The organism is Streptomyces sp. NPDC050534 (genome assembly GCF_044457745.1).
GTDB lineage: Bacteria > Actinomycetota > Actinomycetes > Streptomycetales > Streptomycetaceae > Streptomyces.
This window is the reverse complement of record NZ_JBITHF010000003.1, coordinates 210,682-229,363: the sequence shown is the minus strand read 5'-3', so window position 1 is coordinate 229,363 and position 18,682 is coordinate 210,682. Positions and strand designations below refer to the sequence as shown.

Below are 18,682 nucleotides of genomic sequence, written 5' to 3'. Positions count from 1 at the left end.
CGCGGGTAGTCAGCGGGCGAACCAGCAGCGGATCGTGGTGCCGCCGGGCCCGGTGTGCACGCGGACGAGGTCCGCGACGAGGTTGACCATGAGCAGCCCGCGGCCGCCGCGCTGCTCGCGCGAGGCGGGCCGGCGGCCGGCCAGCGGATCGGCGAGGTGGCCCTTGTCGCGCACCTCGCACACCAGGTGCCCGTCCTCGGCCCACACCGCGAGCGTGCCCGAACCGCCGCCGTGCACCACGCTGTTGGTGGCCAGTTCGGCGACGACCAGCGCCAGGTCCTCCAGCCGGGGGGACGTCAGCCCGAGCCGCCCGCCCTCGCCGACAGCGAAGTGCCGGGCCTCGCTGAGGGAGCCCTCCTCGAAGCAGAAGGCCGGCATGTCCGCGGCGGGCGGCAGCGGCTGGTTGTAGCGGGCCACGACGTCCTCGGGGGCGTAGGCTCCGCTGGCCTCCTCGCGCCCGGACCCGGCCCGCACCACGGTGGGGTGCGTGGCGTGCGCGTCGGCGATGACGCGCGGGGCCAGCCGCCGGGTGTCGTACGGGCACAGGATGGTGGCGGTGCGGCCGCGGAAGGCGTCGTTGATCAGCGCCTCGTGCTGGACGCAGGCGGGGTACTCGGCGGGCCCTCGGCCGGCCCAGATCGGCTCGCCGACGATGCTGACGCGGGTGCCGGGCGGCTGGGCGTCGGCGAAGGCGCGCAGCACACCGGGGATGATCCGGCCGGGGTTGCGACCGGCCTCCCGCATGTCCACGAACCGTACGGCGCCGGCGTCCGCGCCCAGGCCGTCCCGGATCAGTTCGAGGTTCTCCGTGGGCACGGCCACCGCGACGGGCCCGCCGACGGCGAGCGCGTCCCTTACGAAAGGGAGCGTGCCCGCGAGGTACTCGTGCTCGTCGGCGTAGAAGAGGGCCGGGTGCGCGAACGGGTCGACGTCGGTGAGCGGCCCGGCGCCGGTCTCGGTCGCGCTCATGACGTCATCACCTCGATCGTTCGCAGATCCGGCCAGAACAGGTCCAGCAGCCGGCACAGGGTGTGCGGTGGTTCGTGCAGCACGAGTCTCCTGCCGTCCTGAAGCGTCTGGGCCGCCGCCGCCAGCGCTCCCGCGCCCGCCACGTCGACGAAGGTCACGGCGGACAGCTCCAGACGGTACATCCGGCCACCCTCACGCAGGGCCCGCTCCAGCGCGCGCTCCCAGTCGGCGCGCGTCGCGAGGCTCACTTCCCCGGACAGTTTCAGCCCGGTCCGTTCGCGCAGCGGGGCCACGCTCAGCCCGCGCTCCGGCCGGGCGGCGCCGACCACTGCCTGGTGCCGGATGTCCACGGCGTCCCCCTGTCCAGCCGGCTTCCCGGACGTCGGTCCATGTACGGCCCATGTACCCGGGGGCGCGGCCGGCATTCCCGTGCGCCGGGGCGCGTCCGGCATTCCCGGGTCCAGGTTTGCCGGGCGAGGACCGGGGCACCGCAAGGGGAAGCATCGCCGGGCCCCCGCGGAGCTTGGTTCCGAGGTGGCTCCCCGGCCGGAGGCCGGCGGCGGCAGGACACGCGACGTCTCACATGTGAGGAATGCGAAGTACGCAGTCGGGGACCATCTAGGCGGGGACATGACCTCAGTGACGCACACGACTCCCACGAGGCGGCTGAACACCCTGGTCATCGACGGCCGCATGGACGCGGACCGGGCCGTTCTCACTCCGCGCGGGGAACTCGTCGACGGATGTGCCGACACTCTGTCCAGGACTCTGGAGGAGCTGCCGGAGGACACCGGCGGACTCGACATGGAGATGGGCAAGGTCGTCTTCATGGACACCGCGGGCCTGCAGTTCCTGAGGCTTCTGGGCTCGTACGGCCACCGGCACCGGATACCGGTGCGCACCGCGCACTGGACCGGCCAGCCGCGGCGCATCCTGGAAATCGTCGGCCTGGACACCGCAGACCCTCTGCAGCTCGCGGAGCCCTCGCCGGCCCCGGAACCCGGCTCGCCCGCCGCCTCGGCGGTGGCGCTGGAGCGCGAGGAGCAGCTGGACTGTCTGCGCGAGGAGGTCCGGCAGCTGCGCCGGGCGATCGTCTCCCGCCCGGTCGTGGACCAGGCGCGCGGCGTCCTGATGGCCACCCACTCCTGCACCGCGGACGAGGCGTGGTACATCCTGCGCAAGGCCTCCCAGCTCTCCAACACCAAGCTGCACACGGTCGCCGCGGCGGTCACGGCCGCCGCGGGCGGCGACGGCGCGGATCCGCCCGAGGAACTGCGCCTGGCCCTGCGCACCGCGATCGCGCACCGCCTGGGCTGACCCCGGCACCATCGGCGCGGAATTATCCGGTCGGTACGGAGCCTTCGATCCAGTACGGAGCCTTCGGTCCGGTAGGGCGGCACCCGCCCCGAATCAGTACGGCAGCACCCGTCCCGAAGGCGTCCTGCGGTCGATCGGGGTGTCGCGGGGCGAGCTGGGCCGGCGGATGACGCGGACGCGGATCTGGCGGTTCATGACGCCCTCCTCGGGTCTCTCGGCCTGCTGGCTGATGTGAACCAGCCTGGTCCGCGCGGCCCTCCGGCACATCGTGCCCACGAAGGCATCTGCACTGCCTCCGCAGCAGGAGCGGGCCCGCCGTCCGCTACTCCCCGGGGATGAGGCGCCCCCTAGGCGCCTCTCCCTCTCTTCTTCTCCTGCGGCCCGCCCCCTGTAACCCGCTGACCGTTCAACGATCGTTTTTTGGCCGATAAACGATCGTTGAGAGAGGCGAAAGTACCCCTAGGCTGCGAGACGCCACACCCAGCTCTCGACTCCGGGCTCAGGGAACGCATGACGAAGCACATGGCGGAGCCGCCCACGCACCTCCCCGAGACCCTTCGGCGTCTCGGGACACTCGCCGAGGAGCAGGGTCTGACCCGGTCGGACCTGCTAGACCCGCGCGAACTGGCCGCCAGGACGGCCCTGCCCGAAAGCACCGTGCGCACCCTGCTGGCGGGCGGCGCCACCCCGGCCGACAAGGTCAACGACCGTGTCCGCGCCCGCCTGAGAACCCTCGCGGACGCCCATCTGGCCCGCACGGGCGGCCGGATGTCGGACCTCGCCGCCGACGTCCGCGAGCACCTGGGCGTCTCCGAGTACTGGGCCCGCCAGGTCTGCGCCGGCAAGAAGGTGCCCAGCGTCGAATTCCTGCACGGCCTGGTGGAGTTCTTCGGTGTCGAGGGAGGCGAGGCGTTCTTCACCGCACCGGCCGCCGACGCCCTCGAACGCGTACTGCTGCCCGCCCTGCGGACGTTGGAGCGCCGGTCCGAACAGCCGGATCCGGTACGGGCCTTGATGGACCGGTACGGCGTGGAGGCCGCAGACCTGCGGCGCCACGGCGCGATGACCCCGGAGCAGCTGGACCGCCTGCTGGAGGGCGTCATCCGCTCGGCGGTCCCGCACGAGGCGCCGACGCACGAGGCGCTGGAGAGGGACAGCCTCCGCGGACCACCAGGGCGATGACGTCCCTGCTCGCCGCGCTGGGCCGGGAAGCGTCTACCGGGCCCCGGGCGACGCGGCCGGCACCTTCCCGATCGTCAACGTCCATGCGAACCGGACCTGCTGATCCCCCTGCTCTTCGGCGCGCGGAAGCAGCACCTTCAGGGCCCACCCCTGACCGACGAGGCACACCGGAGACCACCCGAGACCGCCGGGAGACCGGCCGCGCACCGGGGACTGCCGGGGACCGGCCGTCGAGGCGCACACTGGTGCCATGCGCAGACGCCCGCCCCCGGGCACCGTCCCGTGGCACCGTGCCATGCGGACTCTCGCGCGCCTGCATCACCACCCCGCCCCGGCCCGCCCCTCGCGCCCGGCCCAGCTGCACGGCCTGCTCTCGGTCCTGGACGAAGCGGTGAGCGCCCAGGCGCCGGCCGACGCGGCGGTGGCGGCCTGCGGCGAACCGGGCCCGGTCTCCCGCCAGACGGCCCGCTCCTGCGGATTGCAGAGCATTGCCCTGCACCGCCTGCGCGCCCGCCTTCAGGACCTGCACCTCACCGAGCCGGACCTGGTGGCGGTCCAGGCCCACGCGGCCCGTCTGCTGGCCTTCGACCTCTGGATGCTCCGCGAGTCCCTCAACCTCGCCTTCACGCTGCACCCCACCCCGCGCACCGAGGCCGCCCGGTTGCGCCTCAACGGCCTGGGCCGCCATGCCGACGATCTCCGGCGGCTACGCGACGGCCTGCGTGGCGAAACGGCGTAACTCACCCCACTCGCAGGCCACCCGGGTGCGGCACCACGCCCAACGACCGCCCGCACCACGGCTTTCACCCAACTCCGTTCGCCGACAGGCACGTTGAGGAGCACCCCGGCCCGCACACGGGTGTTGCACCCCGGGAAACCTGCCGACGTACAAGATGTGGCCCGGCGCGTCCTGGGATAATTTGGGCCGTTTGTCACTAATCTCCGGTGGCTGTAAGGAGTCGATCCTTCGCGTCTCGCATCTACCTCTTCACCGGAGATGACATGCACAAGCTCCACAAGGCCGCCGTCCTGCTCGCCGCCCTCGGCAGCATCGGCATCCTGGCCGCCGGCACCGCGCACGCCGACGGCACGGGCCAGGGCGGCGGCGTCGCCGCCGGCGGCCAGCTCAGCGTCCAGCAGAGCACCACCTGCCGGTCCCACGACCTGAACATCGACATCCTCGGCACGGTCGGGCTGCTCGACGGCGTGCTCGGCAACGGCCTGAACGGCGAGGGCGACCCGGCCGCCCAGAACACGCAGCTCGGCTCGAAGATGGGTTGCGACAACAAGGCCTTCTAGCCGAGGTCCGGCACATCCGCGGGCGACACAGGCGGTCAGCCTAGGGGCTGACCGCCTGTCCAGCCGGGGCCGGAGCCAGGATTTCAGCAGCCTTCCAGACCGTATGGCCCGCCTTCCGTCAACCGACGCGGTTGATCGGCGGGCAATGCCACCGGGCGTCGATGACCTCGGGGCGCGGGAAGTACATGCGCAGCGCGACGTACCAGATGCCCTGTTGCGGCGTGGGCAGCCAGTTGGACTCCCGCTCGGGCCCTGGCGAGTCCGGCTGCAGGTACAGGGTCAAGCCCCCGCCGTCGTCCCTGACCAGCCCCCGGGTACGGTCGCCGACGGAGTACCGGTTGATCGGATTCGCGATCAGGTTCCGGTCCTCGTCGTAGGCGGTCAGCGACCAGAACGCGTCGACCGGGGGCAGCGTCCCCGCCTCGAAGCGCAGCTCGTAGCGGCCGGTGGTCAGCGTCTCACCGGCGCCGTCGGTGAAGGCCGCCAGGTAGACCGCTTCCTCGGGATCGTTGATGGCGATGCCCACCAGGGACTGCTCCCCGGCCCGCCTGAGGAAGTCGTCCCCGAAGTGACCAATCTGCGGGGGAGGGTAGCGCCAGCCGTTGATCAGCTCGCCCCACTGGCCGCTGAGCACCTGCTGTTCGAGCATGGGCACGGCGGTGGCGGCGGCCCGGATCAGGCCCTCCTTCACCGGCTCCGGCTGTGCCTCGACGTCCAGCCCCGGGCCGATGCCGATCTCCGCGAACTGCCGGAGCAGGACATCGTGGTGCTTGGGCAGAGGATTCTCGGCCAGCGCCGCGTTGAGCGTCTTCCACGGACCGAGCGGATCCTTGGCGGGGTCGACCGGTACCGGTACGTCGCGGCGTTCCGGGAGCGTGACGCCCTCCTTGCCGAACAGGTGAAGCGGCGTCAGCCGGTACTGCTGCTGCAGCGCGTGGACGGCCGGGAGGTCGTCCTCGCCCTCGACGAGGGTCCGCCCGACCACCAGGACCCACGGGGTGGGGGCGTTCGCCGTGCGGCGCACGCCCTCCGGAAGGTCCCCACTCCAGTCCGGGCCGATGAGGGCGAAGTCACCGGCCTCCGATCCGGTCGCCCGCATGCCCACGTAGTCGTAGTTGTCGGAGGTGAAGGAGACCAGTTCGAAGGTGAAGTAGCGGTCGCCCATGTCCGGGTGCGAGAGAATGAGGGGCTCCTCGCGCAGGTCCAGCCACGCCCACGAGTACAGCGTGTCGATGTTGGGGGACACGCCCTCCCGATCCGAGACGTCCCAGAGCCTGCTCGCATGCCAGAAGTGGTTGACGGCCATGTACGGGGTCGATTCCGTCTCGGGTTTCTGGGTCACCCAACGGTGCCGGAGCTCGGCGTTGTAGATGTAGGGGAAGCCGTAGATGAAGGCCTGCTCTCCCAGCGTGTACGCGTACTCGCGGCGCCAGTCGTCCACCCGGCCGGTCAGTGCCGGCTTCACCGAATGCCATGCAAGGGGCAGGGCCCGCGTCACCTTCCGGGCGCGGTCAATGGTGTCCCCCGGGTGACGTACGGCCGCCGCTGTGGCCTTTCCGGTGGCGGCTGCCGCTTGGCCGATGCCGGCTGCCGCCGTGGCGAGATCGTGGCGCAGGTGTCGCCGGGGATGGTTGCTGTTGCCTGAGGATGCCATCGCACCGCGTTCCTCTCCTGAGGCTGAACAGCACGGCTTGCAGCCACCACGTGAACTCAGCATGCGAACTGGGGAAGCCGGCGAGCGTCGACGACGCGTCCCGGCTCCTCCCGGTGCGCCACGCGGCGACGTTCTGCGCCATGCTTCGTGGGGTTACCGGGCCGGGTGCTCCAACACGCACCTACCTTTCGAGTAGATCACCGCGTCCGTGTCCCGGCAACCGGGATCGCAGGTCACGACGGTCCCCATCCGTCGCCCAGTGCGTTCACGGCGTCGGTCACCGTCGGGTGGAGGCGATCCGGGCTGAGGGTCGCGTGCAGGGGGTGCCGGGACAGTGAGCGTGTGGGGCCGGCCCGGACGCGGGCCAGATGGAGCTCGACTCCCTGATGGTCGAGGTCGGCGGCGAGGTCCGCCAGGGTGTCCAGGACGGGCAGGCCGAGCCGGTAGCTCGCCGTCAGGTCCACCACGACGGCGCGGGGCGGGCCGTCGGATGCCGCCGCCAGCTCCTTCACGGCCGTGCGGACGCGATTGACGTTGCCGAAGAAGAGCGCCCCGTCCGGCCGGGCCACGAGGATTCCCGGTGCTGCCACGGCTCGTGGGTGCTCCTGCAGGTCGCCCCACACGCCGGTGCCGGGCAGCAGCCCCAGGACCGCCACCCGCGGGGTGCTGGAATAGGCGATGAACAGCAGCAGTGACATCAGTACGGCGATCACCAGCCCGGGCAGCAGATCGAAGGCCAGAACACCGACCAGGGCGGTCAGGGCGATCCAGAGGCTGGGCCGGTCGTGCGTGGCGTAGCGGCGCAGTTCCCCGACGCGCAGGAAACCCTTCACGGCCACGATCACGATCGCCCCGAGCACCGCCTCGGGCAGCGGGGTGAACAACGAGGTCAGGAAGGCCCCGGTGAACAGCACCAGCGCTGCCGCGACCAGGGAGACCATCGGGCTGCGGCCGCCCGCACCCTCGGCGGCGGCGCTGCGCGACGCGCTGCCGGAGACCGCGAAGCCGCGGAAGAAGCCCACCGCGAGGTTGACCGCGCCCACCGCGACCATCTCGCGGTCGGCCTTCACCTCGTCGCCGTGGAGGCGCGCGAAACGGCCGGCGATGCTGTAGGACTCGGCGAAGACGACCAGCGCCACCCCGAGGGAGCCGCCGGCGAGCTCGGCCCAGTCGGCTGATGTGACACCGGGCAGGTGAGGGACCGGCACGGCCGCCGGGATCCTGCCCACTGTCTCCACGCCGTGAGCGTGCAGGTTCAGGGCCTGGGAGAGGATCAGGCCGGCGGCCAGCACGATCAGCGAGGCCGGAAGTCGCGGCAGGACGCTCTCCAGCAGCAGCAGCGAGACCACTGCGGCCACGCCGACGGTGATCGTGGTCCACGACCAGTCGCCCGCCTGACTCAGCAGCTTCGCCAGGCGCTGGAAGAAGTCGCCCTCCCCGCTGGAGACACCGAGGATCTTCCCCGTCTGCCGCACCATGATCGTCAACGCCATGCCGAAGAGGAAGCCGACCAGGGCGGGCTCCGCCAGAAAGTTGGTCAGGAACCCCAGCCGGGCCGCTCCGGCTGCCACCAGCACTGCGCCCACGATCACCGCCAGCGCCGCCGACAGCCCGACGGCGGCGCCCGGATCACTGCTGACACCACTGACGGTGGACGCCGACAGCACGGCCGCGGCCGACGTCGCCCCCACGATCAGAAAGCGCGAACCTCCCAGCAGTGCGTAGCCCACGAGAGCGATCGGAGCAGCGTAGAAGGCGTTCTGCGGAGGGACTCCGGCGATCTCCGCGTACGCCACCGACTCCGGCACGATCAACGCCCACACCGTCAGCCCGGCCAGGACGTCACCGCGCAGCAACTGCCGCCGGTAGCCGCGTGCCCACTCGGCCACCGGCAAGGCGGCGAAGAGGCGTCGGCCGGTCAGCGGACGCGGCTGATCGGCGGGCACTGCCAGCGCGCGTCGATGACTTCGGGGCGTGGGAGGTACATGCGCAGCGCGACGAACCAGATGCCCTCCTGCGGTGTGGGCAACCAGTTGTTCTCCCGGTCGGAGCCCGGTGAGTCGGGCTGCAGATGGAGGGTCAGGCCGCCGTCCGGCTCGGTGACCAGTCCGCGGGTGCGGTCTCCGATGGAGTAGCGGTCGATCGGGTTGGAGATCAGGTTCCTGGCCTCGTCGTAGGCCGTCAGGGACCAGAAGGCGTCGACGGGGGGCAGCGCCCCGGCCTCGAAGCGCATCTCATAACGGCCCGTCGACAGCTTTTCACCCTCCGCGTCGTCGAAGGCGACGAGGTACTCCGTCTCCTCCAGATCATTCGCGGCGACACCGAACAGGGCCTGCTCCGCGGCCCGCTTGACGAAGTCGTCGCCGAAATGCCCCATCTCCCGCGGCGGGTAACGCCAGCCGTTGATGAGTTTGGCCCAGTCTCCGCTGAGCAGTTGCTCCTGGAGCATGGGCAGACCGGCAGTGGCGGCGGCGATCAGGCCCTGCCGGACGGATTCGGGCTGCGCCTGCACGTCGAGACCGGCGCCCACGCCGATCTCCGCGAACTGCCGGAGCAGGATCTCATGGCGCTCCGGAGGAGGGTTCTCGGCCAGCATCGCGTTCAGCGTCTTCCACGTCGCGAGCGGATCCCGCTCCGGATCGACCGGCACCAGCACGTCGCGGCGCTCCGGGACGGTGGCGCCCTGCTGTCCGAACAGGTGGAGCGGCGTCAGCCGGTACTGGTCCTGCAGGGCGTGGACGGCGGGCAGGTCGTGCTCGCCGTCGACCAGGGTGCGGCCGAGCACCAGGATCCACGGGCTGGGGGCGGTCGCCGTACGACGCACTCCCGCGGGGAGCTCACCCTCCCATCCCGGACCCAGCAGAGCGAAGTCGCCGGCGTGCGGCCCCGTGGCACGCCGGCCGACGTAGTCGTAGTTGTCCGAGGTGATGCCGACGAGCTCGAAGGTGAAGTAGCGGTCGCCCATCTCCGGGTGCGAGAGGATGACGGGCTCCGTGCTCAGGTCGACCCAGGCGCACGAGTAGAGGGTGTCGTTGTTGGGCGCCAGACCTTCCTGGTCGGAGGCGTCGAAGAGCGTCCGGGCATGCCAGAAGTGGTCGACGGCGGAGTGCATCCTCATCTTGGGGTCGGCCGGCTCGGTCACCCACCCGTGGCGCAGCCGGGCGTTGTAGATGTAGGGGAAGCCGTAGACGAAGGCCTGCTCCCCCAGTGTGTAGGCGTATTCGCGACGCCAGTCGCCGACCGATTGCGGCGCGGGGCTCGTACCTGCGGAGGCCATCAGCACGCTCCTCTTCTGTGACTCAGCGGCACGCGATACGGCCGCCCTCGGGGCCGGGTCGCCGACGAGGCACCTCTGGCTCTCCGTGGGGGTGGCCACGATCACTCGCCGTACCGCATCGGATACGAAGCAGACCGTTCATGCGAGTTGGGCCTGTTTCGAGTAGATCACCGCAGCCACAGCCCGGCAACAGCACGTCATTGCGGCCGGATCTGTCCAACAGCTTCGCGGCCGTCGGCGTCGGCGGACGGGGCAGCGGAAGCGGGTCCTTGTGGTGATCCGGGCTTCCTCGGCCCGGTCGAACTCTTTCTGCTGCGTCGCCAGTTCCGCGACCGTCCCCGTTTCGCATCGGCCGGCGCGGCGATCTCGCCCTCCCGCTCTCCCCGGGTGCGCCGGCACCGGTCCCAGAGTGCGCCGCGTCGGGCAGGGGGAGGTGGCGGTCAGCACCCGGGCCATCCCGTCGCTCATGGCCCAGTAGGCCCTCGCCTTCGTCGAAGACGGCGGGCCGGCGCTCCTGGTCACGTACGCCTGATCCTCCTGACCCGAACAGGTGTCGAGCCGTGTGCGTCGGACCGGGCAGGACGGGCTGGAAACGGTGGCCCGGTTACGGTCGGCGGGCGGTCGCCGGCCGCCCGGAGTGCGGGAGGTGTTGCTGTGTCGACCGCGGAGCCGCGATCCGTTGTCGCGATCCTCCCGATCATCTCGGGACTCGCCCTCGCTTTCACGATCACGGCCGTCGACCCGCTGGTCCTCAGCCTGAACATGCCGCAGGTCAGCCGGGCGCTCCACGTGCCGGCCGACGTCGTCGGGTTCCTGGGAGGCGCGGCGACGCTGGTCGTGGCCGCTGCCGTGCTCGCTGTGGGAAGTCTCGGGGACGCCTTCGGGCTCAGGCGGCTGCTGATGCTGGGGCTGGTCGGCGACATCGTCGTCAACCTGCTCTCCGCGATCTCCCTCGGCTATACGTTCTTGCTGGTGACGCGCCTCCTCGACGGCCTGGCGCTGGCCGCGATCCTGGGCGTGTCGATGGCCCTGCTCAAGGTTTCGGTGCCACCGGAGATGCGGCCGGCGGCCATCGGCATCTTCATGGCCATCGACATGGTGCTGTGCGGGGTGACCCCCGCGATCGGGGGCTGGGTGGTGGAGGCCGTCGGCTGGCGGTGGCTGTTCCTACTGGCCCCCCTGCTGTCGCTGATCGCGCTCGGTCTGACAGCCCGCTACGTCACCGAGCCCCCCGTCCTGAAGCGCCGCAGAGTCGATGCGGTCGGCGTCAGCCTGGTCGGCGTCGCCCTGCTGACCCTCGTCCACGGCGTCGCCGAGGCGGAGAACGGCATCTCCCAGCTCCAAGCCTGGCTGCCGCTGGTGATCAGTGCGGTCGCCGGGGTGCTGTTCGTGCTCCGTGAACGCCGTACACCGGAACCGGTCCTGGATCTGTCGCTGTTCCGCAGCGGTCCGTTCGCCGTGGCCGCGCTGGCCAGCCTGACGCTCAACTTCCTTGTCGCGGGCTTCAGTTTCGCCCTCGGGCAGTTCGGCAGTGTGATCCTCGCGCTGCCCCCGCGCACGATCGGCCTGCTGTTCCTGCCCGGCACACTGGCGATCGCAGGCGCCGTCATCCTCGCCGGGCGCCTGATCGGGAAGTACACGCCCCGGCCGGTCCTCATCACGGGCCTGCTGGTGATGGTCGCGGGCGGGCTGCTGATGGCGGCCACCGCCACGCCCACGATGGCTCTGTGGATCGTCGTTCTGGCCACCTGGCTCACCAACCTCGGATCGCTGGTGACCTCCTCCGCGGTGGCCGAGACCATCCTTTCGCACGCCCCGCCCGGCAAGTCCGGCGCCACCGCGTCCGTCCAGCCGGCGTTCGGGATGACCGGTTACGCGCTCGGCCCCGCCGTCTACCTCCTGCTCCTCAACCTCTTCTTCCAGCGGCAGTGGCTCAACGACGCCGACGCACGCGGCATGTCGGTGTCCGAGGCCGATCAGGCCGTGGACGCGACGCGAAGCGCGCTGGCGCACAGTCCGGGCTCCGCCGGATACGACCCGAACCTGCTCCGGCAGTCCGGACTGGACCTCGGGCTGGACTTCACCAACGGCCTGCGGCTCACCATGCTGGTCGTGAGCCTCCTGCCGCTCGCCCTGGCCGTGGCGGCGTACGTGCTCATGCCCCGCCGGACGGGGACGGCACCGTAGGAGCGGTCCGGGTCACCAGGCGTCAGGCGAAAGACCCGGCAGGGCCGTTGGAGCGAGCCGAGCTTCGGCGCGAGGGGACGGACCGCGAGGTGCTCCCAGCGCTGGTACTCAAGACCGAGGCCGACACCAGCTTCAACCGCGCGGTTCTTCCGGTCTTTGTCGGAGTGTCATGAGTTCTGGCACCAGGGCATGTTGGTCGGCCTCAGGGGAGCTCCGGACTGCATCGAGGCCTACGCCGAGACGGACTTCGCCGAGGACCTGACGTTCGCCGTCCGCAGCCTCCCCTGACAGCACAACCGGCCGTCCTGCAGGGGATGCACGGTCGGACGCGGCGGGTCAGCATGGAAGGAAGGGGGATGTTCCCGAGTGGAGGTTCCCATGACTGACAACGAGACGTTCGTCCGCGATCTCTTCCGGGCCTGGAACGACCGGGACTACGACTCCATCGCCGGGTCCGTCGCTCCGGACTGCACCCTCGTCGAGGAGGGCAGCGGAAGGACCCTGCAGGGTCCGGAGGGCTTCACCCAGCTCGCCAAAGCCATGTTCGACGCGATGCCCGACGGCAAGTTCACCCTCGATCACCTCACGTCACAGGGGGACACGGTCGTCGTCGAGTACACGGGCAGCGGGACCCAGACCGGAGACCTGGTCCTGCACGCGGGCACCGTGCCCGCCACGGGGCGTCACGTCACGGTGCACGCGTGCGACATCTACGAGGTCAAGGACAACAAGATCAAGGAGGGTCGCGCCTATCTGGACACCGGCGCCATCATGAGCCAGCTGGGTCTGACCCAGTAGCGCAGGGCTGACCGGATTCAGCCCCGACCGTCGCAGCGTTCGCCGAGGGGCCACGACCGGGAGCGACGGGGGCTTCGGCCCGCCCTTGCCACCTCCGCCTCACACCGCCGTCACCGGTCCGCCTCACTGCCGTACCGGGACTCGTGTGCCGGATCTCCGCGCGGGACGTGGCCGGCCGGAGCCGCGCTGCGCACACCGCGTCTGGGGTCGGCTTCAGCCGTTCGAGTCCCACCCGCCCCACCTATGTGGGCTTTTGAACTGCGGAACGTTCCTCGTGAGGTGTTGGGGCGTGAGCTCCTGCACAGCGGAGAGAATCCGCCGGGCGCGTTGTCGGAGCCGCGCGCTGAGGGGCCGGACAGGGACCAAGACGCCGCTGACGTGCCCGCGTTCGCCGGCCAGAATGGGCGAGCATGGGCGGAGCTTCTCAGCTCTTGCCAGTCTGTTCCTGTCCTTGTGTCCCGAACACGTCCCGACTGCGTCCTGGAGGGACAAGGACACGGGGCGCGGTTGGCGAGGTCGCTCTTCTTCGGATGCGTCTCATTGAATGCGCCGGGCGATCCCGGTCGCCCGGCCCATCAGCCATTCGAGCGGCCCCCGCTGGACAAAGCGGGACCAGATGGTGGCGAGAACGGTGACGGACGCGATGAAGCCGAGCAGGATGTACAGCGGCTGGACGGTCGCTTCCTCGGTGTCCAGGAGCCAGATGGCGACGATGTGGTAGACGTACGCCGTCAGTGACATCGAGCCGACCGCGACGACGGGCTTGGCCAAGCGGCGCAGCCGGGGGAAGGCGTCCATGGCGGCCAGGCACACGGTCAGCACCAGGATCGCCACACCGGTGTTGCCCACGATGGACAGGGTCGCCTCGCTGTGCGGGGAGGCGACCAGCATCCCGGCGGGCGTGTTGCCGAAGATGCCGTCGCTGCCGGGCGACGACATGGACGACATGGCCGGCCCCCCTGCGGCTTCCCCGAGGGCTTCCGCGGCGCCGGGCACGAGACGCAGTGCCAGCCAGGAGCCGCCGTAGCCGGTGACGGCGAGGGCGACGCCGGTGAGGGCGAGGCGTATGCGTACGGCGGTGGCGGCCAGGTCGCAGCGGGCGACAGCCATGCCGGCGATGACGAACGGGACCCAGGTCAGGGCCGGGTAGCCGCCGGTGAAGAGCAGCGAGACGATGCCGTCGGCGTGGCCGACGGTGGGGAATGCGCGGTCGCCGACCACCGGCTTCAGCGCGTAGAGCAGCTGCGGGCCCACCAGGGCCCAGCCCGTGGCGATCAGCGCCAGCGGCTTGGCACCCAGCCGGTACAGCGGAAGCACGAGCAGGAAGAACAGTCCGTAGAAGGCGAGGATCGGCACGACCGGGGTGCCGGTCATGGTCAGGGCAGTGCCCAGGGCTATCAGGATCACGGCCCGGATGACGACCTTGGCGACGGCCTGGCGGCCGGCCAGGCCGGTCTTCGGTGTGCGGCGCCCGGTGATGAGGGCGACCGCGAAGCCGGCCAGGACGGCGAACAGGGCGGAGGAGCGGCCTTGCGCCAGCTCCATCAGGAAGCCGATGACACCGCCTTGGCTCGGGGCGGGGCCCACATGGACCGCGTACATACCGAAGACGGCCAGGCCGCGGGCCAGGTCCAGCCCGACCAGTCGGCCCACGCCTGCCCCGCCCGTCGAGGACTCACCGCGCTCGCGTGTGGGGGAGGCTGCGTCGGCCGGGAGCAGCGGGGAGTCCGGGTGATGTGTCATGCCACTCAGGCTGGAGACCGAGCCGATCATGGAGTATCCGGCAGAAGGCTGGGGTGTCCCTGCCGACTGGAGGGAGATACCCCGCCGTGTGGCTGGAGCTGCCGCTCGTCGGGCCGCGGGGACTCTTGGGGCCTTTAGGGTCGAGGCGGCATGGGTTGGACGGCATGGATGAAGGTGAGGCGGAGCGCACGTGATCCGGGTAGTGGTGGTGGACGACGAGGCACTGGTCCGCTCGGGCTTCGAACTCATTCTGGGCGCGTCCGAGGACATCGAGGTCGTCGCGACCGCGAGCGGGGGCGACGCCGTGGCGACCGTCCGCCGGGAGCGGCCGGACGTGGTGCTGCTGGACATCCGGATGCCGGACGTCGACGGGCTCACGGTGCTGCGCGAGCTGCGAACCGGGCCGGACGCGCCGGTGGTGGCGATGCTGACCACGTTCGACGCCGACGCGTACATCCTGACCGCGCTGCACTCCGGCGCGGCCGGTTTCCTGCTCAAGGACACCGAGCCGGAGCAGCTCGCTCACCTGGTGCGCACCCTGGCCGCGGGCGGCGTGGTCCTGTCCCCCAAGGCGTCCCGGACGCTGCTGCACAGCCACCACGGCACCGAGGCGGCCGTCGACGAGGAGGCGGCCCGCGTCCGGCTGCTCACCGCCCGCGAGCGTGACGTCCTCGTCCTGGTGGCGGAGGGCCTGTCGAACGCCGACATCGGGACGCGCATCCACCTGGGTGTCGGCACGGTCAAGGACCACGTCAGCGCGATCCTCACCAAGCTGCGGGTGACCAGCCGGGTGCAGGCCGCGCTGCTGGCGCAGCGGGCCGGACTGCTGGACGAGCGCCCGCGGTCGCAGGCCGGCCGATGAGTCGTGCACGCGCCGCGTGGCAGCGGATTCCCGCGCCGGTCGTCGACCTCGCCCTGGTGGCGGTGGCGGCCGTGGACGTATGGCTGAACATGTGGGAGCACACGCGGCTCGGCGTCCCGCTGGCCGCGGTCGGCTGCGCCGCGTTGGCCTTCCGGCGCAGGTTCCCGCTCGGCGTCTTCCTGCTCACCCTGCCCATCGCGCTGATGCAGGATGTCGCCGTCGCCGTGCTTGTGGCGCTGTTCACTCTGGCCGAACGCTCCCGCAACCGCCGTCTCCTCGCCGTGTGCGTCGCCCTGTCCGCCATCGCGAGCAGCACTCCGTGGCTGGCCGAGGTCGACCGGACCATGACACTGGTCTTCTTCGTGTACGGCCTGGCGACCGCCGCGGCCCCGGTCCTCTTTGGCCAGCTTCTCCAGGCGCAACGGGACTTGGCGCGGCGGCTGGCCGAGATCGAGGAGGCCAGGGAGCACGAGCGTGCCCTGCACGCCCAGGCCGTGCTCGCGCGGGAACGTGCCCAGCTGGCCCGCGAGATGCACGACGTGGTCTCCCACCAGGTCAGCCTGATCGCCGTACGGGCCGGAGCCCTGCAGGTCGCCACCAAGGACGTGGACGCCAAGGAGGCCGCCCGCACGATCCGTTCGCTGAGCGTCACCACACTCGACGAACTGCGCACCATGGTCACGCTGCTGCGCGCCTCCGGCGGCCACGCCACGGAGCTGACGCCTCAGCCCACCCTTTCCGACCTGCACAAACTGGTGGAATCAAGCGGCACTCACACGGAGTTGTCAGGTGAGCTTCCGCCCGCCGTGGGCACACCCGCGCAACGGGCCCTCTACCGCACGGTCCAGGAGGCGTTGACCAACGTCCGCAAGCACGCCCCCGGCGCCACGGCCCGCGTCGAGCTGTGGCAGGACGGTGACGACGTCGGAGTGACCGTCGCCAACACCGCGCCCACGCGTCCCTCCCTGTCCCTGCCCGGTTCACAGCAGGGCTTGGTCGGTCTGCGGGAACGGGCCGACATCCTGCACGGCACCCTGGAGGCGGGCCCGACCGCGGAGGGCGGCTACCGGGTACGGCTGCGGATTCCGCTCAGTGCGGACTGACCGACCAGGGCCTCATGCCGTCCCGTCGGCTTGCGTCGGCTCACGAAGCTCGCTTGGGCTCCTTGCGCTCCGCTTCGGGGGCCTTCTGCAGACGTGTGCCCTCAACGTCCACTCGAGCAGGGCGGCCCGGTGGCTTGAGGTCTGCGTCGGACCAGACGTGCAACCCGCATGCCTCCGCGGACGCCGGCCCGCGCGGCCGGCAACAAGAAGGGTGGCTGTCACTGCACGTTGGTGACGTCAAACCTCGTACCACGACCCGCAGTGGACGGCCGGACAACCTTGCGTGCGGCGGTTATCGCGTGGGGACCAGGAACTGAGTGGCCGCCAGCCGCGCGTACAACCGGTCCTGGGTCACCAGTTCCTCGTGGGTGCCCACGGCCCGTACTCGTCCGGCGTCCATCACGGTGATCCGGTCGGCGCGTGTCACCTTCGACAGGCGGTGGGCCACCACCAGCGCGGTGGTCTCCCGGGCCACGTCCGCGATGACGTCCCGCAGCGCCAGTTCGTTGATGGCGTCGAGCTGCGAGGTCGCCTCGTCCGGAAGCAGCAGCCGGGGCTTGCGCAGCAGGGCGCGGGCGATGGCGATGCGCTGCCGCTCAGCGCCCGACAGAGCTTCGCCCGTCCCAGGACGTCGCGGATGTCGTCGTCCGTCGCGCCGGGCGCAGCGAAGACCAGGTTCTCGCGCAGCGTGCCGGCCGGCACCGGAGCGTCCTGCTCCACGTACCCGATGGCAGACCGCAGCTCGGACAGGGACCAGTCCTGTACGTCCTTGCCGTCAACCAGGACCCGGCCGCCGGTGGCCTCGTAGAACCGCTCGATGAGCGCGAAGACCGTCGACTTGCCCGCGCCCGAGGGTCCAACGAAGGCCGTCATTCCGGTGCCCGGCACCTCGAAACTCACCTGCTGACGGATGTACGGCAGGCCGCTACGGCAGCGGAAGGACACGCCCTCCTGATAGTGGGACACGGCGTCGACCAGCTTGGACACCGGCTCGATCAGGTAGAAGAGGTACAGCAGGAAGGCAATGAGGGTGGACACGGGGATCTCCCCGGACGCCACCCGCGCCCCACCGACCGCGAGCACCGCGAGAAACGCCGGCTGTACGGCGAGTTCGTCCGCCGAACCTGCCACGGACTCCCATTTCGCGCTGTTCACCCCGTGCCGCCACGCCCACTGTGCCGCGTCCTCCACCCGGGCGGCCTCCCGCTCCTCGGCACCGGACGCCTTCACCGTGCGAAACGCCCGAAGACCCGCTCCAACGCGATGGAGATCTCCCCGACCGCCTCCTGCGACCGCTCGGTGGCGCGGGCGATCCTCGGCATCACCAGCGCGACGGCGCCGCCGACCAGCCCGACCACACCGAGCGTCACACCCAGCAGCACGACGTCCAGGAACGCCATCACCACGATCGCCGCCACGAAGGCCACCGCGCCGCCGGCCGCGGAGACGACCGCCTGGGTGCTGACCGCCCGCGGCAGTGTGGTGTCCGAGGTGACCCGGGACATCAGGTCACCCGGCGGGATCCGTCCCACTCCGCGATCCGCAGCCGCAGCAACCGCCCCACAAGGGTGCGCCGCGCGGCCAGGACCACCGACTCCGCCGTCCGCTCCAGCGCATACGCGCCGAACGCCTCGACCGCCGTGCCCAGCACCACCAGCGCGGTGAGCGCCATCAGGATCCCGGCGATGGTCCCACCTGTCGCGAGCCGGTCCACCAGTGTCTTGGTGGCCACCGGCTGCAGCAGTCCCCCGGCGGCCTCGACCAGGGCGCACAGCAGGCCGGGAGCGACAGCCAACCGGTGCGGCCGGACATAAGCGCACAGCGCCTTGGCCGTCTCTCGGGCGGACAGGGAGGTTTCATCCGTCATCGGGGCGGATGCGGTGTTCGGAATTCCTCGTCGGTTCAGGGGACGAGTCCGGCTGTGCCCGTGACGAGGGTGTGCACCAACGCTCCGAAGACCTCAGGACGCACGACGAACAGCACGACGGCGCCCGCCGCCAGCGCCAGGCCGACGAACTCCAGAAACTCGCCCCTGTCAGGGACGGCGTCACTGCCCGCTACATCGGCCGATGATCCGAGGAAGTCCTCGGGCTCCTTGTGTCGCTCACGGTCTGTCATGCCTCCAGCCTGGAAGCCCGGCCGCCTCGCGCCCATCCGGCACCTGTCGGGTCCACCCCCGCCGAGTGGCTGGAGCAGGCCGCCGTCCGGTCGCGCCGGACCGGTCGGGACGTGACTCCGCCGGTCGGCGGGGCGGTACCCGCCGACCGGCGGGGCCGTTACCGAAGCCTGCC

The 18,682-nt window shown here is 71.0% G+C and carries 15 protein-coding genes and 1 pseudogene; 8 read left to right on the top strand and 8 right to left on the bottom strand.

The annotated features are described in order from the left end of the window. Nucleotides 1–9: 9 nt before the first annotated feature. Both ACIBN2_RS12015 and ACIBN2_RS12010 read right to left on the bottom strand, forming a co-directional pair. On the bottom strand, nt 10–969 hold the full coding sequence (locus ACIBN2_RS12015) for an anti-sigma factor RsbA family regulatory protein (RefSeq protein WP_399134190.1): 960 nt from the start codon (nt 967–969) through the stop codon (nt 10–12). Further along, entirely contained in the window at nt 966–1,319 is a 354-nt protein-coding gene (locus ACIBN2_RS12010; protein ID WP_399134189.1) for an STAS domain-containing protein, read from the bottom strand. The genes ACIBN2_RS12015 and ACIBN2_RS12010 overlap by 4 nt, the downstream gene beginning before the upstream one ends. Nucleotides 1,320–1,599: 280 nt before the next feature. Here ACIBN2_RS12010 and ACIBN2_RS12005 point away from each other — a divergent pair, with 280 nt between their 5' ends. The 4 genes from ACIBN2_RS12005 (at nt 1,600) to ACIBN2_RS11990 (ending at nt 4,767) form a co-directional block, all read left to right on the top strand. Continuing rightward, nucleotides 1,600–2,286 (top strand): ANTAR domain-containing protein, encoded by a 687-nt coding sequence (locus ACIBN2_RS12005; RefSeq protein ID WP_399134188.1) that lies wholly within the window; start codon nt 1,600–1,602, stop codon nt 2,284–2,286. A 510-nt stretch (nt 2,287–2,796) separates the two neighbouring features. Next, nucleotides 2,797–3,468 carry a hypothetical protein gene (locus tag ACIBN2_RS12000; RefSeq protein ID WP_399134187.1) on the top strand — a complete coding sequence of 224 codons (672 nt, stop codon included), beginning with the start codon at nt 2,797–2,799 and terminating at the stop codon, nt 3,466–3,468. Nucleotides 3,469–3,718: 250 nt separating this feature from the next. Next, nucleotides 3,719–4,207, top strand: a complete 489-nt coding sequence (locus ACIBN2_RS11995) for a hypothetical protein (RefSeq protein ID WP_399134186.1) — start codon at nt 3,719–3,721, stop codon at nt 4,205–4,207. A 263-nt stretch (nt 4,208–4,470) separates the two neighbouring features. Then, nucleotides 4,471–4,767 carry a hypothetical protein gene (locus tag ACIBN2_RS11990; protein ID WP_399134185.1) on the top strand — a complete coding sequence of 99 codons (297 nt, stop codon included), beginning with the start codon at nt 4,471–4,473 and terminating at the stop codon, nt 4,765–4,767. Between the two features lie 118 nt (nt 4,768–4,885). On the opposite strand, the gene ACIBN2_RS11985 is transcribed toward ACIBN2_RS11990, so the two are convergent. The 3 genes from ACIBN2_RS11985 to ACIBN2_RS11975 form a co-directional block, all read right to left on the bottom strand. Continuing rightward, nucleotides 4,886–6,421, bottom strand: a complete 1,536-nt coding sequence (locus ACIBN2_RS11985; protein ID WP_399134184.1) for a DUF1254 domain-containing protein — start codon at nt 6,419–6,421, stop codon at nt 4,886–4,888. 233 nt (nt 6,422–6,654) lie between these two features. Continuing rightward, nucleotides 6,655–8,367: a SulP family inorganic anion transporter gene (locus ACIBN2_RS11980; protein ID WP_399134183.1), complete on the bottom strand. Its 1,713-nt coding sequence runs from the start codon at nt 8,365–8,367 to the stop codon at nt 6,655–6,657. After that, a complete protein-coding gene (locus ACIBN2_RS11975; protein ID WP_399134182.1) occupies nt 8,340–9,698 on the bottom strand; it encodes a DUF1254 domain-containing protein in 1,359 nt (452 codons plus the stop codon). Before ACIBN2_RS11975 ends, ACIBN2_RS11980 begins: the two co-directional genes overlap by 28 nt. Nucleotides 9,699–10,352: 654 nt before the next feature. Between ACIBN2_RS11975 and ACIBN2_RS11970 the strand changes: the two genes are divergently transcribed. Both ACIBN2_RS11970 and ACIBN2_RS11965 read left to right on the top strand, forming a co-directional pair. Further along, on the top strand, nt 10,353–11,885 hold the full coding sequence (locus ACIBN2_RS11970) for an MFS transporter (RefSeq protein WP_399134181.1): 1,533 nt from the start codon (nt 10,353–10,355) through the stop codon (nt 11,883–11,885). Nucleotides 11,886–12,263: 378 nt separating this feature from the next. Further along, on the top strand, nt 12,264–12,683 hold the full coding sequence (locus ACIBN2_RS11965) for an ester cyclase (protein ID WP_399134180.1): 420 nt from the start codon (nt 12,264–12,266) through the stop codon (nt 12,681–12,683). Nucleotides 12,684–13,220: 537 nt separating this feature from the next. Here the strand turns inward: ACIBN2_RS11965 and ACIBN2_RS11960 are convergent. Then, nucleotides 13,221–14,426 (bottom strand): DUF418 domain-containing protein, encoded by a 1,206-nt coding sequence (locus tag ACIBN2_RS11960; RefSeq protein ID WP_399134179.1) that lies wholly within the window; start codon nt 14,424–14,426, stop codon nt 13,221–13,223. A 190-nt stretch (nt 14,427–14,616) separates the two neighbouring features. On the opposite strand from ACIBN2_RS11960, the gene ACIBN2_RS11955 reads away from it, so the two are divergent. Both ACIBN2_RS11955 and ACIBN2_RS11950 read left to right on the top strand, forming a co-directional pair. Next, a complete protein-coding gene (locus tag ACIBN2_RS11955; protein ID WP_399134178.1) occupies nt 14,617–15,288 on the top strand; it encodes a response regulator in 672 nt (223 codons plus the stop codon). After that, nucleotides 15,285–16,391 (top strand): histidine kinase, encoded by a 1,107-nt coding sequence (locus ACIBN2_RS11950; RefSeq protein ID WP_399134177.1) that lies wholly within the window; start codon nt 15,285–15,287, stop codon nt 16,389–16,391. The genes ACIBN2_RS11955 and ACIBN2_RS11950 overlap by 4 nt, the downstream gene beginning before the upstream one ends. 292 nt (nt 16,392–16,683) lie before the next feature. On the opposite strand, the pseudogene ACIBN2_RS11945 reads toward ACIBN2_RS11950, so the two are convergent. Together ACIBN2_RS11945 and ACIBN2_RS11940 are read right to left on the bottom strand one after the other, a co-directional pair. Continuing rightward, nucleotides 16,684–18,258, bottom strand: a pseudogene (locus ACIBN2_RS11945) (ABC transporter ATP-binding protein). A 35-nt stretch (nt 18,259–18,293) separates the two neighbouring features. After that, nucleotides 18,294–18,509, bottom strand: coding sequence for a hypothetical protein (locus ACIBN2_RS11940; protein WP_399134176.1), 216 nt, complete (start codon nt 18,507–18,509; stop codon nt 18,294–18,296). Nucleotides 18,510–18,682 lie beyond the last annotated feature (173 nt).

Excerpts from the sequence above, each read along its gene's own strand:
- ACIBN2_RS11990 (WP_399134185.1), top strand. The coding sequence starts at position 4,471 with ATGCACAAGCTCCACAAGGCCGCCGTCCTGCTCGCCGCCCTCGGCAGC.
- ACIBN2_RS11950 (WP_399134177.1), top strand. The coding sequence starts at position 15,285 with ATGAGTCGTGCACGCGCCGCGTGGCAGCGGATTCCCGCGCCGGTCGTC.
- ACIBN2_RS11940 (WP_399134176.1), bottom strand. The coding sequence starts at position 18,509 with ATGACAGACCGTGAGCGACACAAGGAGCCCGAGGACTTCCTCGGATCA.
- ACIBN2_RS11975 (WP_399134182.1), bottom strand. The coding sequence starts at position 9,698 with ATGGCCTCCGCAGGTACGAGCCCCGCGCCGCAATCGGTCGGCGACTGG.
- ACIBN2_RS11995 (WP_399134186.1), top strand. The coding sequence starts at position 3,719 with ATGCGCAGACGCCCGCCCCCGGGCACCGTCCCGTGGCACCGTGCCATG.
- ACIBN2_RS12000 (WP_399134187.1), top strand. The coding sequence starts at position 2,797 with ATGACGAAGCACATGGCGGAGCCGCCCACGCACCTCCCCGAGACCCTT.
- ACIBN2_RS11985 (WP_399134184.1), bottom strand. The coding sequence starts at position 6,421 with ATGGCATCCTCAGGCAACAGCAACCATCCCCGGCGACACCTGCGCCAC.
- ACIBN2_RS11960 (WP_399134179.1), bottom strand. The coding sequence starts at position 14,426 with ATGACACATCACCCGGACTCCCCGCTGCTCCCGGCCGACGCAGCCTCC.
- ACIBN2_RS11965 (WP_399134180.1), top strand. The coding sequence starts at position 12,264 with ATGACTGACAACGAGACGTTCGTCCGCGATCTCTTCCGGGCCTGGAAC.
- ACIBN2_RS12005 (WP_399134188.1), top strand. The coding sequence starts at position 1,600 with ATGACCTCAGTGACGCACACGACTCCCACGAGGCGGCTGAACACCCTG.
- ACIBN2_RS12015 (WP_399134190.1), bottom strand. The coding sequence starts at position 969 with ATGAGCGCGACCGAGACCGGCGCCGGGCCGCTCACCGACGTCGACCCG.